We start from the raw sequence: 14,758 nt of genomic DNA on the forward strand, positions 1-14,758 counted from the left end.
AATCCGATAAACCGATGGAAAAAAGAGCGGTCACCGCCGTCGTGCTGGGAGCCAGCGGGCGCGGAAAATTGTACGGCGATTATGCGCTGGAGCATCCCGAAGACCTGAAGATCGTCGGCATCGCCGAGTTAGTCGATCTACGCCGTACGATGTACGGGGACAAATACGGCGTTCCGGTCGAAAACCGGGTCGCAACGTGGCAGCAGATGCTCGACCGGCCTAAATTCGCCGATGCGGTCATTATCGCGACGCCCGACCACCTGCATTACGAACCCTGTATGAGGGCGCTCGACCTGGGTTACGATATCCTGCTCGAAAAGCCGATCGCGCAGACGTTCGACGAGTGCCGCCGGCTGGTCGCCCATGCCCGCGACAAAAAGAAGATCGTCTGCCTGACGCATGTGCTGCGCTATTCGCCCTATTTCCTGAAGCTGAAAGAGATGATCGATACCAAACGGATCGGCGACCTGGTGAGCATCCAGCATTTCGAGCCGGTGGATCATATCCATATGTCGCATTCGTATGTGCGCGGAAGCTGGCACGATTCGGTCAAAAGCACGCCGCTGGTGCTTGCCAAATCGAGCCACGACCTCGATATTCTGTACTGGATGATCGGGAAGCCCTGTCGCCGGATAGCGGCCTTCGGCGGCCTGAAACATTTTAAGTCGGAGAACGCTCCGAAAGGGAGTACCGAACGTTGCACGGACGGATGCGCCGCAGAGGCGACCTGCCCGTTCTCCGCGTTGAAAATCTACTATCGCGACCGAACCTGGCTGTACGTATTCGACCTGCCGGAGGAGGAGCCCGAACGCGGCGAAGCGATTCTCCGTTACCTGCGTACGACCGATTACGGCCGTTGCGTTTACCGTTGTAGCACGATCAGCCGGATCATTACGTGACCAGCATGGAGTTCGAAGGCGGCGTGACGGTAAACTTTTCGATCGAGGCTTTTACCTCTTACATGGGGCGTCGTACCCGCATCATGGGAACGCGCGGCGATATCGTCGGCGATATGGAATCGTTCACGCTGACCGATTTCGCGACCGGCGAAAAGACGGTTTACGATGCGAATGCGATCGATGCGGAGAATTACAAAGGAGCCGGTCACGGCGGCGGCGACGCCGGCATGATCCGCGATTGGATTGAGCTGTCCGCAGGCAGGATGCGACGATCATGAGCACTCCGCTCGACGACTCGCTCGAAAGCCATGCGATCGCTTTTGCCGCCGAACGGAGCCGCAAAGAGGGACGTATCGTCGAGCTCGAATAACTAACGGCGGTAAAGGAAGGGGGGGCGGTCGGTTTCCCGAAGTGTGGAGGAAAATCCCTCGCGCGAAATTTTCCGACCGGATAAGGTTTCCGGTTTTTTCTGTTCTGAATTTAAAACAGCCGCAGGATTTTTAAATCCTGCGGCTGTTTTAGTCGGTTTTGCGTCCGGCTTATTTCAAAAAATCTTTTACGGCCTGCCAGGCCCGTAGTTTCTTCTCCAACGGAACGGCGTGTGCCGGACTGGTCGACGGCAGGATGATCCGTGTGATTTCCGGATCGACATTCGGAAAATAACGTTTGAAAAGCCGCGCGGCATACTGCCCGTTGAAAGCGATTGTGCGGATCTGCGGGTATTGCCGTAGCAGTTCCCCGATGCGGTTCGGTGCTTCGTTGCTGATGTTGCTGTCGAGGCTGCCGTCGCGCTCGCACCGGCGGCAAACGTCCCAAAGCGCGATTCGCGTCTCCAGCAGCATAGCTTTCCGATGCTGGTACGCGTCCGGAAGTTCCTGTCCGCAGAGTGCGGCCATGATGGGCCAGAATGCGTTGCGCGGGTGTCCGTAATATTGTTGTTTGCGCAACGACTCTTCGCCGGGCATCGTTCCGAGTACCAATATCCGGCAGCCTCCGTCGACGATCGGGTCGAAACTGTGGATCAATTTTCCCATGTTCTCTGTTTTTACGGCCTGAAGTCCGGTCGTTCGGACTTCAGGTCGATACAAAGATACGGAAAAACAGGGCAGCCGGGAGGTTCCCGTCTATTTTTTGCCAGGGGTTGGCATACAGGGCCGTAGTAGACCGCGCCGCCAAGGTGAGCCTCTTTTACGATCGTACGGCCGGACAAAAAAGAGGCGACTTGTTCGCTGATGGCGGTGGTTTCGGGGATTTCGAGCATGACGAGGACGGGGTGGTTGTTCCCCGAGATAAGAAATAATTTCGGGTTTATCCGATCGTTTGACGGATCGTGTCGGCGACTCGCTGCATCAGCCATTTCGGGGTGGATGTCGCGCCGCAGATGCCGACCGATCGGCAGTCGTCGAACCACTCTCTTTGCAGTTCTTGTTCGTCCTCGATGTTGTAGCAGCGCGGATTGGCTTCCGTACAGGTTTGATACAGCACTTTCCCGTTCGAACTTTTCCGGCCGCAGACGAAGATTACGACGTCGAACCGCCGGACGAACTCTTTTAGGTGCGGGTTCCGGTTCGAAACCTGCCGGCAGATCGTATCGTTGACGGTCACCTGCGACGGGGCGGCGGAGCGTTCCAGGATGGTTCGGTGCACCTCTTCGAACAGAGCAAGGCTCTGCGTGGTTTGCGACAGCAGGTAAACGGGTCTCGTGAAATCGATATTGTCCAGGTCGTCGAGCGTTTCGATGACGATCGCATCCCCGTCGACCTGTCCGGTCAGGCCGACCACTTCGGCATGACCCCGTTTGCCGAGGATCACGACCTGGCCGTTGCAACCGCTCATTTGTTCGTGCGCCTTTTTGACCAGCGTTTGCAGGCGGGCCACCACCGGGCACGTAGCGTCGATCAAGCGGATACGGTGGGCCGCTGCCAGCGCATAGGTCGTCGGCGGTTCCCCGTGCGCGCGGATCAGCACCGTCTGTCCGTCCAACTCCGGAAAATGGCTGTGTGCGATGGTTTCAAGCCCGAGCTTCTCGAGCCGCTGGACTTCGACGCGATTGTGTACGATATCTCCCAGCGAAAAGACCTTGCCGAGTTCTGCGAGCGATTCCTCCGCCTTGGTGATGGCTTTGACCACTCCGAAACAAAATCCCGATTTGTCGTCTATTTCGATGTACATGGAGCGCAGGTTATTTTTTCGATCCGCCGCATCACCCAATCCATTTGCTCGGGGAGGGTCATGTGGCTGTTGTCCAGGACGACGGCGTCTTCGGCCTGCCTGAGCGGGCTGACGGCGCGCGTCTGGTCGGCATGGTCGCGCTCGCGCAGGTTTCGTTCGACCTCTTCCAGCGACACTTTTTCGCCTTTGACTTCCAGCTCCTTGTAGCGCCGTTGCGCGCGGATCGCCGGGTCGGCCGTCATGAAGATTTTCAGTTCGGCGTCCGGGAATACGACGGTGCCGATATCGCGTCCGTCCATCACGATCCCTTTCTGCCGTCCCAGTTGCTGTTGCTGCCGGACGAGTTGCTCGCGTACGGCAGCAATGCCGCTGACTTTGCTGACCAGGTCGCTGACTTCGATGCTGCGAATCCGTTTTTCGACGTTTTCGCCGTTCAGGAAGATATCGCTCGCTCCGCGTTCGGAGTTGAATGCGAACGTGATCTCTATCTCGGGAAGCATCGCGATCAGCAGCGCTTCGTTCACGTCCCCGTCCTGTACGGCGCCGTGCCTCAGGCCGTACAGCGTTACGGCCCGGTACATCGCTCCGGTGTCGATGAATACGTAGCCGATCCGCGCGGCGATCTCTTTCGCAAAAGTGCTTTTGCCGCACGATGAAAAACCGTCGATCGCGATAACGATCTTTTTAGTAGGGGAATATTTCATGGACAGGTACTTTCATGTGAATGAAGATGGATAAAATGGCTGCGGCTCCGAGCATCACGATGACGCTTCCCGATATCCGGTTCATCCACAGCAGGTGGCGGGGCCGGAATTTGCGACGCAGAAAGCTGATGCAGAACGTCAGCAAGAACCACCACAGCGAAGTGCCGCACAGCACGCCGAGGATCATCAGCAGGCCGTTGGCGTACGGGATTCCTTCGTGGTTGACGCCGAGCGCCGCGAACAGCGCGACGAAGATCAGGATATAAGCCGGATTGGCCAGCGTAATCAGCAACACCGACAGGTAGTCGCTCCACAGGTTGCTGCCTTTGCCGGCCCGGTTGCGGCGGATCTGACCGACCGGATTTTTCAGCAGGATGGTCATGCCTACGATAATGACCGAGATGCCTCCGAGCACTTTAATGATAACCATGTTGTCTTCGATGAAAGAGAGCACGACTGTCAGCGAAAACAAGGCGACGGTAGCGAAAAGCGTGTCGGCGGAGGCGGCTCCCAGACCCGATACGAACCCCGAACGCTGGCTTTTGCTCAGTGTCCGCTGGATGCACATCACGCCGATCGGCCCCAATGGAATGGAGGCCAGAAGTCCGATAACGATTCCTTTCAAAAAAACTTCAAAACCCATAAATCATGCGTTTTCACGGAGATTTCGCAGTTGCGGCCGCGAAATCTTTCATGCAAAAGTAATAAATATAATCTATCTTTGCAGAACAGAAAAAGCGAAAAGATGGGAAAACGTATTCTTTGTTTGCTGCTCAGCGTGGCGTTGTTTTCGATCCCGTGGCTCGGGGGAACTTCCCTGACGCTGTTCGTGGCTTTCGTCCCGCTGTTGTGGATTCAGAGCGACGTGGCCGCGAAAACGGGACGAAAGGGGAAGCCGTTGCGATTCTGGCCCTATGCGGTGGCGACTTTCACGCTGTGGTGGCTCGCGACGGTCTGGTGGGTCGGTTTCGCGGCCGTGATCGGGGTCGTTGCGGCGACGGTGACCGGAACGGTATTGATGTCGGGGGCCTTTCTGATCTACCATGCCGTCTGGCGCAGGGCCAAACGGGCGCTGGCCTACACGGTGTTGGTCAGCGGCTGGATCGCTTACGAATATCTTTTCCTGAACGGCGAGATCTCGTTCCCGTGGCTGGTGCTCGGCAACGGGTTCTCGATGGACGTGAAGTTAGTGCAGTGGTACGAATACACCGGTGCGCTCGGCGGATCGCTGTGGGTGCTGGTGGTGAACCTGCTTGTGTTCGAAGCGTGGAAACGGCGACGCGAGCCCGTCCGGTGGATCGCTCCGGCGGTGGCGTTGCTGCTGCCCGCGGTCGTTTCGCTGATTATGTATGCCACATACGAAGAGCCGTCCGAACGGACGAAAATAACGGTCGTTCAGCCGAATATCGACCCTTACCATGAAAAATTCGTTTTGAAGCAGAGCGAACAGAACGAACTGTTGATCGGGTTGATGGACCAGGCGCCGCAAGACGCCGACCTGATCGTGGCTCCGGAAACGGCGATCGATGAATATTTCTGGGAAGAATACCTGGAACGGACGCCTTCGATGCTGCTGTTTCACGATTTTATCCGGCAGCGCAAACCGGGGACGATGGTGGTGACCGGTGCGAATACGTATGTTCCTTACGATTCCGAAGAGACCGCGTCTCCTACGGCGCGCGAGCGGGGCGGACAATGGTACGATGTTTTCAACACGGCGTTGGGGCTCGATTCGACGGAAGCGATCAAAATACACCATAAAGGGAAACTGGTGATCGGGGCGGAGATGCTCCCTTATTATTCGGTAATTCGAAAATGGAAATTCTTATTCGTCGATCTGGGCGGACTGTCCGGACAGATCGGATACGGGAAAGTGCGCAAGGTGTTTACCGCTCCGGGCGGCGTCCGTGCCGGGCCGGCGATCTGTTACGAGGCGGTTTACGGCGAATATTTCACCGAGTTCGTTCGCAACGGGGCGCAGGTGATGTGCGTGATTTCGAACGACGGCTGGTGGCGGGATACGCCCGGACATCGCTATCTGTTCGCTTATTCGCGGTTGCGGGCCGTCGAAAACCGGCGTAGCATCGCCCGCAGCGCCAATACCGGTATTTCCGGATTCATCGACCAGCGCGGCGACGTGTTGCAAAAACTCGGATGGGACCAGCGCGGAGCGCTGACCGATTCGTTGAGCCTGAACGACAGGATGACTTTTTATACCCGTTACGGGGATGTGATCGGTCGGGTGTCGAGCTATGTGTTCGTGCTGGGCCTGCTCTATTTCATGGCCTACCGTTTCCGGCGGAAGAGCCATATCGTCGATTAAAAGTGTACCTTCCGGTTTTTGCCCGGAAGGTTTTGTTTGTCCAAATAGTATTCGAATGACTTATCAGCAGACGCTCGATTTTTTGTATAATTCGCTGCCGGTGTTTCAGCACGTCGGCGGTAGCGCTTACAAGGCCGGATTCGATAATATCGTGGCGCTGGAGGAGGCTTTGGGGAATCCGCACCGCAAAATCCGCAGCGTTCACGTAGCCGGGACGAACGGTAAAGGCTCCGTGTCGCATATGGTCGCTTCGACGCTGACGGCGGCCGGATATCGGACGGGGCTTTTCACTTCGCCGCACCTGAAGGATTTCCGGGAACGCATCCGGATCGACGGACGAATGATTTCCGAGGAGGAAGTGATCGGTTTCGTCGAACGGAATCGCGGGACGATCGACCGGGTGCAGCCTCGTTTTTCGAGATCACTACGGCCATTGCATTCGATTGTTTTGCGCGGCACGAGGTCGATGTAGCGGTGGTCGAAGTCGGAATGGGCGGCCGTCTCGATTCGACCAACATCATCCGTCCGTTGGTGAGCGTCATTACCAACATCGGTTACGATCACACGCAGTTTCTCGGCGATACGCTCGAAGAAATCGCCGGCGAAAAGGCCGGGATCATCAAGGAGGATACGCCGGTGGTCGTCGGCGAAAGCCGGATCGAAACGCAGCTCGTTTTTATCGACAAAGCCAAAGCATCCCACGCCCCGATTCTCTTTGCCGACCAGACCTACCGGGTGCTCGGACAGATTTCCCGGCCGCAGGGACAGTCTTTCGAAATCGAAAACCGGCTGGACGGCTCTCGCTTCCGGATCGACAGCGATCTGCCGGGACTGTATCAGCGCAAGAACGTATTGACGGCGCTGACGGCGCTGGACGTACTGAACGGGGCGGGCGGGCTTTCCATCTCACGGGAACAGGTGTTTCGGGGAATTGCGACGGCGGCCCGGACGACCGGGTTGATGGGACGCTGGCAGCAGTTGGGCGAACGCCCGCTGGTTGTGTGCGATACCGGTCACAATGAAGCCGGAATTACGGAAGTGGCGGCGCAGCTTGCCGCGCAGCATTATCGCAAACTCTTGATGGTCGTCGGCTTCGTCGAGGACAAGGACTTGTCGAAGGTATTGCCGCTGTTGCCGAAAGACGCTTACTATTTTTTTACCCGGGCGGCGATCCGGCGCGCGCTCGACGAAAAAGAACTGGCGCGGCGCGCGGGAGCGTACGGATTGCGCGGGGAATGCGTCGGAAGCGTTTCCGAGGCGCTCCGTTTGGCCAGGTCGCAGGCCGGCCCGGAAGATCTGATATTCGTCGGCGGTAGCACGTATGTCGTGGCGGAGATCATCTGATCTTTGTCGGGGATAAAAACGATCAGGCCGGCACTCGTTGGGGTGCCGGCCTGATCGTTTTTCGGGAAGAATCTATTTGACCGTGTAGATAAAGTTGAAACGCGCTCCCGGCGCAGCGTCGCCGCAGGTATAAAACTGCGAGGCGTTGTATTCGGGTTTGCCCGATTCTGTATTTTTCGGCATGTTGTCCACCCATTTGAATTCGAGGTCGATTTTATCCTTGATTCCGAGTACCGACCGTTTCATCCGAATCGCCATTTTGTTGCCTTTGACGACGTAATCGAAATCTCCGGCTTTATCCCATTCGCATTTGCCTCCGACGTTTTTCGAGACGGTTCCGGTCGATGCGTCCGGCGTTTCGTAATTGACGACGTAGTCGTAGCCTTCCCATCCGGTCGATTTGTTCCGGTCGATGTCGATAAAAAGCATCATCCAGTTTTCGTCCTGCGGAGAGGTCATCGCCGAAGCGGTTTCGACATAGAAGTAGATGTATTCGGCATCGCGGGCGATTTTCGCATCGACGATATCGTTGCGTCCCAGCGAGCTGTTGTAATACTTGTCGGCATGCCCGGCGTGGGCCCGCTTGATCGCGTTTCCCTTGTAGTGCCTGAAGTCGGGTTTCACGTCTGTCCAAGCTGCCATCGAGTCGAGTTTGATCGTTTTGGTTTCCGACGCATATTCGCGCTGGGTCATGCCTTTGAATTTACGCACGTTCTGGATCAGTTGGTAATAATAGGTGTCTCCCCTGTAATTGCCGTCGGCGTCCCACCATTCGTTGTTCGGTTCGATGTCCCGGCTGTGTTCCCAATCGAATTGGTCGACGAACGAGAACGGGTCGCCCTGCCATCCCGTATCCCATTTCCCGGCGATGTATTCGTTCCATCCGGTGACGAAAATCAGGTACGGATCGAGCTGGATGCCGCGGTCCCATTGTTCCTGGAAATTGGCTCCGTACAGGTAAGAGTCCGGGCGCGTGTCCCAACTTTTGTTCTTTCCCGTGTAGCTTCGTCCCAACGTACCGGGAATATTGAATGCGCTGGCATGGTAGTAGTTCGAAGCGCAGGTATTCTGGGCTACGCCGACTGCTACTTCCTCGTTATAGGCGTATTTGTTCTGCGGGTAAATCTCCAGCCAGCCCCACTGGGTGTTGTTCGAAGGGCCGTTGACGTAGTCCGCCTGACCGGGCCGGAATGTGAAGAAGTTCTTCATTTCACGGTCTTCGGCGTTGTTCGTCGGGATGTTGTCGTTATAACCCATCAGCATCGGCTTGCCCTGCCAGGTGAACCAGAGGTTCTGGTATTTGCGGACTTTATACACGTCGTTGTACAGTCTTTTGATCATCTCGTACGATGCGTCGCTCGGACCGAAAGGAAGCAGGAACGAAATTTTCGGGACTTTCACGCCGTCCTTACGCGCCTGATCCCAGGTTTTCATCAGGGCATTGTAGGACTCGTCCCACAGGTGCGGCGCGTTCGTGCAGTCGAAGAACACGACGTCGACTCCGGCGTCGGCGAGCATCTCGGCATGTTTGCGCAGTACGTACGGGTCGGTCGTCCGGTAATAGCCGAACAGCGGTTCGCCCCAGAAGTGCGTATTGCTGCCTCCGCGGTCCCATACCGGGTTGTCCTTCTCCTTGATGGCATTGGGGTTCTCTTTCAAAATTTGGGAAATATTTCCGACCGTACCGTAACTGACCATGTTGGGGTTGTGCCACGTCCAGTAGAACATGGCTATGTATTTGTTTTTCTTTTTTGTGCCGGTCTGTTCGTAGTCGGGCAGTTTGCGTCCCAGCGGATCGGTGGCCGTCCACAGGTCGCTGTTTACCTGCGCTTCTTCGTAAACCGGACCGGGCGTATTGCCGCCGTTATCGCCTCCTTCGCCGCCGTCGCCTTTCTCCGGTTCGTCTTTCGAGCAGCCCGCCAGCAGAGCCAGCATCATCGCCAGAACGGATAGCCTTAAAAAATTTTTCCTACGTATCATACATTTGAAATTTTAGGGAAATTGGTTAAAAGTTGTATTTGTAAAATTACAAAAATATTTTTTCGGGACAACCGGATTCCGGCAAGAAACGTTCTGCCGGAATCCGGTCGATCCGAAGATTTTACTTTTTGAATTGGTAGCGGTAGCGGAAGCGTCCGTTCGGCGCGGCGTCTCCGTCCGAGAGACATTCCTGAATATCGCCTTCTTCGACCGCATTGTCGATCCATTTGAAGTCGATCGCGAAATCGTTCGCATTCGCGATTCCGATCGCCTGGGCGGGAACCGCCACGACCAGTTCGTTGCCGGCGACCCGGTAGTCCAGATCGGCGATTTTCTGCCAGTTCCAGCCGTTCAACGACTTTTCGAGGCTCGTTTTATTGTCGGTCACGTCGTTGTTGATCCGGTACTGAAAACCTTCCCAGTTACCCGATTCGCTGCCTTTGACATCCAGGAACAGCCGCATCCATTTCGGATCGGAGAACGGGGTTACCGGCGCTGCCGTGCGGACGTAGAAATAGAGCGTTTTGCCGTCGTTGGCCATTTTCGCTTCGACGATGTCGTTGCGTCCGGTCGTATTGATCAACTGTCCGATCCGTCCGTAACCGAAGTGGTCGCGGTGGAACGTGTCGCCCCGGTCGTCCGCGTAAACGGCTTTGACCTGCTGCCAGGTCGTCATGTCGCCCGGGTCGATTCGGTGAATGTCCGAATGTACCTCGATCGGTTCCACGCCTTTGTAGCGGCGGATGAAGTCGCAGAGCTGGTAGTAGTAGTTGTCGCCGAACCCGCCGCGCAGCGGTTCGATGTCGCGGCTGTATTCGTGATTGTAGTCGTCGCAGAAATAGCTGTCTCCGATTTTACACTCGTTATTTGCCAGGGTCAGGATCTCGCCCTGATTGATGAAGCGCATCGCGCTCCATTCGTTCCATCCGGTGAAGAACAGGAAATCCGGATCGACCTCCATGGCCCGCGAAAACTGTTCGTTGAAATGGAGTCCTTCGCCGGAGCGTTGTTCCGCTTCGGTCAGCGGTTGGCGGCCGTTGTGAAAGCTTCGGCCGATCCTCTGTACGCGATCCCGGCGATCGGTAGGATGGGTGGCGGGAGCGACCGACATCATTTCGGCGACGTTCGGGTCTTCGTCCCATCCGTAGTTCTGCGGATAGTAGTCCGCCCAGGGGCAGCAGCGCTGGCCGTCGCGGAACCAGGGTTCCCGCGAGTCGAACCAGCAGTGGCGCGTCGTGAAAAACGCATCCATTTCCGGAGTCAGCGCTTCCCGGGGGCAGAATACCAGCGGTTTGCCCTGCCAGCGGAACCACAGTTCTTCGTACAGTCCTTTCGAATAGATGTTGTCGTACATCTTTTTCAGCGTCTCTTTGCCGTTGGGCAGCAGCGTGTGGAATACGCACGAGATCTGCGGCGTCCGGTTTCCTTCGCTGCGCATTTTCCGGTAAACTTCCATCAGCTTGGTCACGATCGGCAGATAGATCACTTCGTTGGTCATGTCGATGATGATAACGTCCACGCCGGCGTCGGAAAGCATTTGCGCGTGTTTGCGGATGACCCACTCGTCGTTGGCGACGTAATAGCCCAGGTAGGGTTCGCCCCAGTGGTGGAAAGCCCCGACCGGTCCGTACTGCGGGGCGTCCGGACGCTCGTCCAGCAATTTCTGGATGTCGTACGGACTTAGCGTGTCGTTTTTGCCGGGGACGATCACATCCATGTCGGGGCGCGCTTCGTAGTGGTCGTATCCGTGCGCACCGTGCCAGACGACGAAGAACATGCCGACCGTTTTGCCCGGACGCGGTTTTCCGTACTGAGCGTCCGTGCCGATCGTGCGTCCCAGCGCGTCCTGCGCCGTCCAGGTCGGCGGCACGACCTGCGCCGCAGCCGCCCCGCCCGTTATACTCAGCAAGCAGACGAGGCGTAATATTCTGAATTTTATCGTTTTCATAGATAGGTTTGTTGGGTTTGTTTGCCGGGTTATCTGCTGAAGGCATATCGGTATCTGAACCGTCCGTTGGGCGCGGCGTCTCCGTCCGAGAGGCACTGTTGGATGTCTCCCTGATCGACCGCGTTGTCGATCCACTTGAAATCCACGGTGAAGTTCTTCGGATTTTTCACTCCGATTGCGGCGAACGGAACCGCAACGACCATTTCGTTGTCCGAGACGCGGTAATCCAGGTCGGCGATCTTTTCCCAATTCCATCCGTTGCGCGACCGCGACAGCGCGGTTTTCGATCCGTCGGCGGCCGGATTTCCGACCGCATACTGGAATCCTTCCCAGTCGGGCAGCCCGGAGCCTTTCACGTCGATGAACAGCCGCATCCATTTCGGGTCGGTGCAGGACGTGATCGGCCGGTCGGTGCGGACGTAGAACCACAGCGTTTTTCCGTCGTTGGCCATTTTCGCTTCGACGATGTCGTTGCGTCCGGTCGTATTGATCAACTGTCCGATCCGTCCGTAACCGATGTGGTTGCGGTGGAACGTGTCGCCCCGGTCGTCCGCGTAAACGGCTTTGACCTGCTGCCAGGTCGTCATGTCGCCCGGGTCGATTCGGTGAATGTCCGAATGTACCTCGATCGGTTCCACGCCTTTGTAGCGGCGGATGAAGTCGCAGAGCTGGTAGTAGTAGTTGTCGCCGAACCCGCCGCGCAGCGGTTCGATGTCGCGGCTGTATTCGTGGTTGTAGAGATCCCAAAAATAAGTGTCTCCCTCTTTCAGATCCCGGTCGCCGCACTTGAGAAAGTCGTTGTGATCGATGATCCGGATCGCCGTCCATTCGTTCCATCCGGCGAAGAAGACAAATTCCGGATCGAGCTCCATTGCTCGCGAGAACTGTTCGGCGAAACAGAGCCCCTGCTCCGAATGTTGATGCGCCTTGTCGGGTTGCTGTCCGTTGTGGTAGCTGCGTCCGACGCGGCGTACGCGTCCTCCGTCGGTGATCGGGTGGGTGGCCGGAGCGACCGAAACCGCTTCCGGCTTATCGGGCGATTCGTGCCAGCCCGCATTCTGCGGATAGTAGTCGGCCCACGGCCATTTGTCGCGTCCGTCGCCGAACCACTCCCACTCCGGAAGCGAGCAGAACCACGAATGCCGGATCGTGAAAAAGTCGGCGAACTGCGGCGTTACGTCCTGCGGAGGGCATAGGATCAGCGGTTTCCCTTTCCAGTAGAACCATAGATCTTTGTACAGTCCTTTTGCGTAAAAATTGTCGTACAGACGTTGGACGGTCTCCCGGGCCTGCGTGTTGAAGATGAATGACAGTTGCGGGGTTCTTCCGCCTGCTTCCCGGATCTGCGTATATACTTTGCAGAGGTTTTTCAACTGCGGCAGGTAGATCACCGCATTGGTCAGGTCGACGATGATGACGTCCACGCCCGCATCGGTCAGCATTTGCGCGTGTTTGCGGATTACCCAATCGTCGTCGGCCAGGTAGTAACCCAGGTAGGGTTCTCCCCAGTGATGGAATACCCACTGCGGTCCGTATTGCGGATTCTGCGGATTTTCGGTCATCAGTTTCTGGTTGTCGTACGGACTCAGCGTATCGGTCGGCTGCGGAATGCGGACGCCTTCGTCGGGCAATTGCTTCATGTAGGTGTCGTAACCGCTCGTGCCGTGCCAGATGACGAAGAACATGCCGACCGTTTTGCCCGGTCTCGGAGCGCCGTACTGTTCGGTCGATCCGATCGTGCGTCCCAGTGCATCCTGCGCCGTCCATGTCTGCGGGCGCGTCGCGGGGGGAGCGCAAAACAGCGTTTGCGGCGTCGTCAGAGCAGTTGCCAGTAAGATGCTTAGGTAGAGTTTTTTCATAGATTAGGTTTTAAGGTCGTAGGTTTGCAGGTTAAAGGAACAGCCGGAGTCCGACTCCGGCTGTTCCGGTCGTATCGGGTCGTCTACTGCTTTCCGAAACGGAACGCGTCGACCGTAAACAACTCGTCTGCGTCTTTGTCGCCGGTGAAACGCAGCGTCAGGGCATGTACCCCCTTGACAGGCTGTATTTTTGCGGTCAGCGTGACCGGTTTCCCGTCGTCCGACGCCGGAACATCGACGACGCCTACCGGCGGGGTCCACAGGTTGTCGATCCATACTTCGATCTTGCCTCCGGCTTTCGGGGTGACGTCCACCGTAAAACTGTCGGCCCCGTCTCCGAAATCGAGGTATTTATAGACGGCGTAATTTTCGTTCTGTATGCCGCTCAGTTCTTCGTTATCCGGTGCGCAGAGGCGTATCCGCGTATTTCCCCACAGCAGACACGCCCGTTCCGCCCCGGTTTTGTCGAATGCGTTCAGCGGATCGCCGGCTCCCTGAGAGGTCATTTCCACTTCGTTGATGCTTCCGTCTTCGTTGAATGTGATCGGTTCCATACAGGCTTTGCGCATCGACCGAGCGCCGTTCGTCGTCCGGTGGTAGAGTACGTACCATTGTCCGTTGAACTCGCAGATCGAGCCGTGGTTGTTCCACGATTCGGGATCGCATCCGGCGTTATCGACGATTACGCCGCCGTATTTGAACGGTCCGAGCGGCGATTTCGACGTCGCATAGCCGATGCAGGTCGGACGTCCTTTGCGCAGGTGAGCGTAAACCATGTAATAGATTCCGTTGCGCTTGCGCATACTGCTGCCTTCGTGGAAAAAGTGATCTTTTTCAGTGACCAGTCCGTCTACTATCGTCGTAGTGTCCACTTCCAGCATGTTGTCTTTCAGTTTGGCCCCTTTGGCCGAGAATTGCCCCCAGTAGAGGTACGCCTGTCCGTCGTCGTCGACGAAGACCGCCGGGTCGATCTGCGAAATACCTTTCATCGGCTGACCGTTTTTGAACGGTCCGTCGGGCGAGTCCGATACTGCCACGCCTTCGTCGATCGCGTCCCGCATACTGTAATATAAATAGTATTTGCCGTTTTTGTAAGCGGCGTCCGAAGCGTAGAGTTCGCCGTCGCTGTACGGAACCTGGTCGTTCGGCCCCTTCGAGGCGAAAGCGTTTTTGGTGATCTTCCAGTTTTTCAGGTCGGATGTCGACAGCAGGTCGTAACTCCACGAACAGTAGTAGTCCGGGCTTTCGTCGCGCGAAACGTAGAGGTACAGTTTCCCGTCCTTCCATTGGTGTCCTTCGGGATCGGCCAGGTATACTCCCGGCGGAACGATCGGGTTTTGTCCGTAAAGCGTGCCGCAAGCCAGCAGGCCGGCAATAAACAGTGATTTTTTCATTTCCAGATGGTCTATTGGGTAAAGTTAACCCGTTGGCGGAATTAATTTAAGTTGATAAATATGAGTAAAAAGTTGTACATGTCGCTGATTTTTAGTAACTTAGTGGTGATTAAAACATTAAGTTCAAACCATCGT

General features: G+C 56.5%; 11 protein-coding genes and 1 pseudogene. 4 read left to right on the plus strand and 8 right to left on the minus strand.

The features are described from left to right. Window positions 1-14: 14 nt before the first annotated feature. Both DW082_RS09450 and DW082_RS15085 read left to right on the plus strand, forming a co-directional pair. Window positions 15-899 carry a Gfo/Idh/MocA family protein gene (locus DW082_RS09450; RefSeq protein WP_259335578.1) on the plus strand — a complete coding sequence of 295 codons (885 nt, stop codon included), beginning with the start codon at window positions 15-17 and terminating at the stop codon, window positions 897-899. 5 nt (window positions 900-904) lie between these two features. Continuing rightward, on the plus strand, window positions 905-1,177 hold the full coding sequence (locus DW082_RS15085) for a hypothetical protein (RefSeq protein ID WP_259335579.1): 273 nt from the start codon (window positions 905-907) through the stop codon (window positions 1,175-1,177). Between the two features lie 261 nt (window positions 1,178-1,438). On the opposite strand, the gene DW082_RS09455 is transcribed toward DW082_RS15085, so the two are convergent. The 4 genes from DW082_RS09455 to DW082_RS09470 form a co-directional block, all read right to left on the minus strand. Then, window positions 1,439-1,933, minus strand: a complete 495-nt coding sequence (locus DW082_RS09455; protein WP_101570837.1) for a DNA-deoxyinosine glycosylase — start codon at window positions 1,931-1,933, stop codon at window positions 1,439-1,441. 274 nt (window positions 1,934-2,207) lie between these two features. Next, window positions 2,208-3,071, minus strand: a complete 864-nt coding sequence (locus tag DW082_RS09460) for a 4-hydroxy-3-methylbut-2-enyl diphosphate reductase (protein WP_182424140.1) — start codon at window positions 3,069-3,071, stop codon at window positions 2,208-2,210. After that, on the minus strand, window positions 3,056-3,775 hold the full coding sequence (cmk, locus tag DW082_RS09465) for a (d)CMP kinase (protein WP_101570835.1): 720 nt from the start codon (window positions 3,773-3,775) through the stop codon (window positions 3,056-3,058). Before cmk ends, DW082_RS09460 begins: the two co-directional genes overlap by 16 nt. Then, window positions 3,756-4,418 carry a LysE family translocator gene (locus DW082_RS09470; RefSeq protein WP_055203885.1) on the minus strand — a complete coding sequence of 221 codons (663 nt, stop codon included), beginning with the start codon at window positions 4,416-4,418 and terminating at the stop codon, window positions 3,756-3,758. The genes cmk and DW082_RS09470 overlap by 20 nt, the downstream gene beginning before the upstream one ends. Before the next feature lie 102 nt (window positions 4,419-4,520). On the opposite strand from DW082_RS09470, the gene lnt reads away from it, so the two are divergent. Both lnt and DW082_RS09480 read left to right on the plus strand, forming a co-directional pair. Then, window positions 4,521-6,098: an apolipoprotein N-acyltransferase gene (gene lnt, locus DW082_RS09475; RefSeq protein WP_118458375.1), complete on the plus strand. Its 1,578-nt coding sequence runs from the start codon at window positions 4,521-4,523 to the stop codon at window positions 6,096-6,098. A 55-nt stretch (window positions 6,099-6,153) separates the two neighbouring features. Beyond that, window positions 6,154-7,442: pseudogene (locus DW082_RS09480) on the plus strand (bifunctional folylpolyglutamate synthase/dihydrofolate synthase). A gap of 72 nt (window positions 7,443-7,514) precedes the next feature. Here DW082_RS09480 and DW082_RS09485 read toward each other — a convergent pair. The 4 genes from DW082_RS09485 to DW082_RS09500 form a co-directional block, all read right to left on the minus strand. Beyond that, window positions 7,515-9,422, minus strand: a complete 1,908-nt coding sequence (locus tag DW082_RS09485) for a hypothetical protein (RefSeq protein ID WP_259335580.1) — start codon at window positions 9,420-9,422, stop codon at window positions 7,515-7,517. 121 nt (window positions 9,423-9,543) lie between these two features. Beyond that, window positions 9,544-11,370 carry a hypothetical protein gene (locus DW082_RS09490; protein WP_118458364.1) on the minus strand — a complete coding sequence of 609 codons (1,827 nt, stop codon included), beginning with the start codon at window positions 11,368-11,370 and terminating at the stop codon, window positions 9,544-9,546. Between the two features lie 29 nt (window positions 11,371-11,399). Beyond that, window positions 11,400-13,229 carry a hypothetical protein gene (locus tag DW082_RS09495; protein WP_101570826.1) on the minus strand — a complete coding sequence of 610 codons (1,830 nt, stop codon included), beginning with the start codon at window positions 13,227-13,229 and terminating at the stop codon, window positions 11,400-11,402. An 83-nt stretch (window positions 13,230-13,312) separates the two neighbouring features. Beyond that, window positions 13,313-14,623, minus strand: a complete 1,311-nt coding sequence (locus tag DW082_RS09500; protein ID WP_101570824.1) for a family 43 glycosylhydrolase — start codon at window positions 14,621-14,623, stop codon at window positions 13,313-13,315. Window positions 14,624-14,758 lie beyond the last annotated feature (135 nt).

Origin of the sequence: Alistipes sp. AF48-12, assembly GCF_003477565.1 — a bacterium.
In the GTDB taxonomy this organism is placed as follows: Bacteria; Bacteroidota; Bacteroidia; order Bacteroidales; family Rikenellaceae; genus Alistipes_A; species Alistipes_A hominis.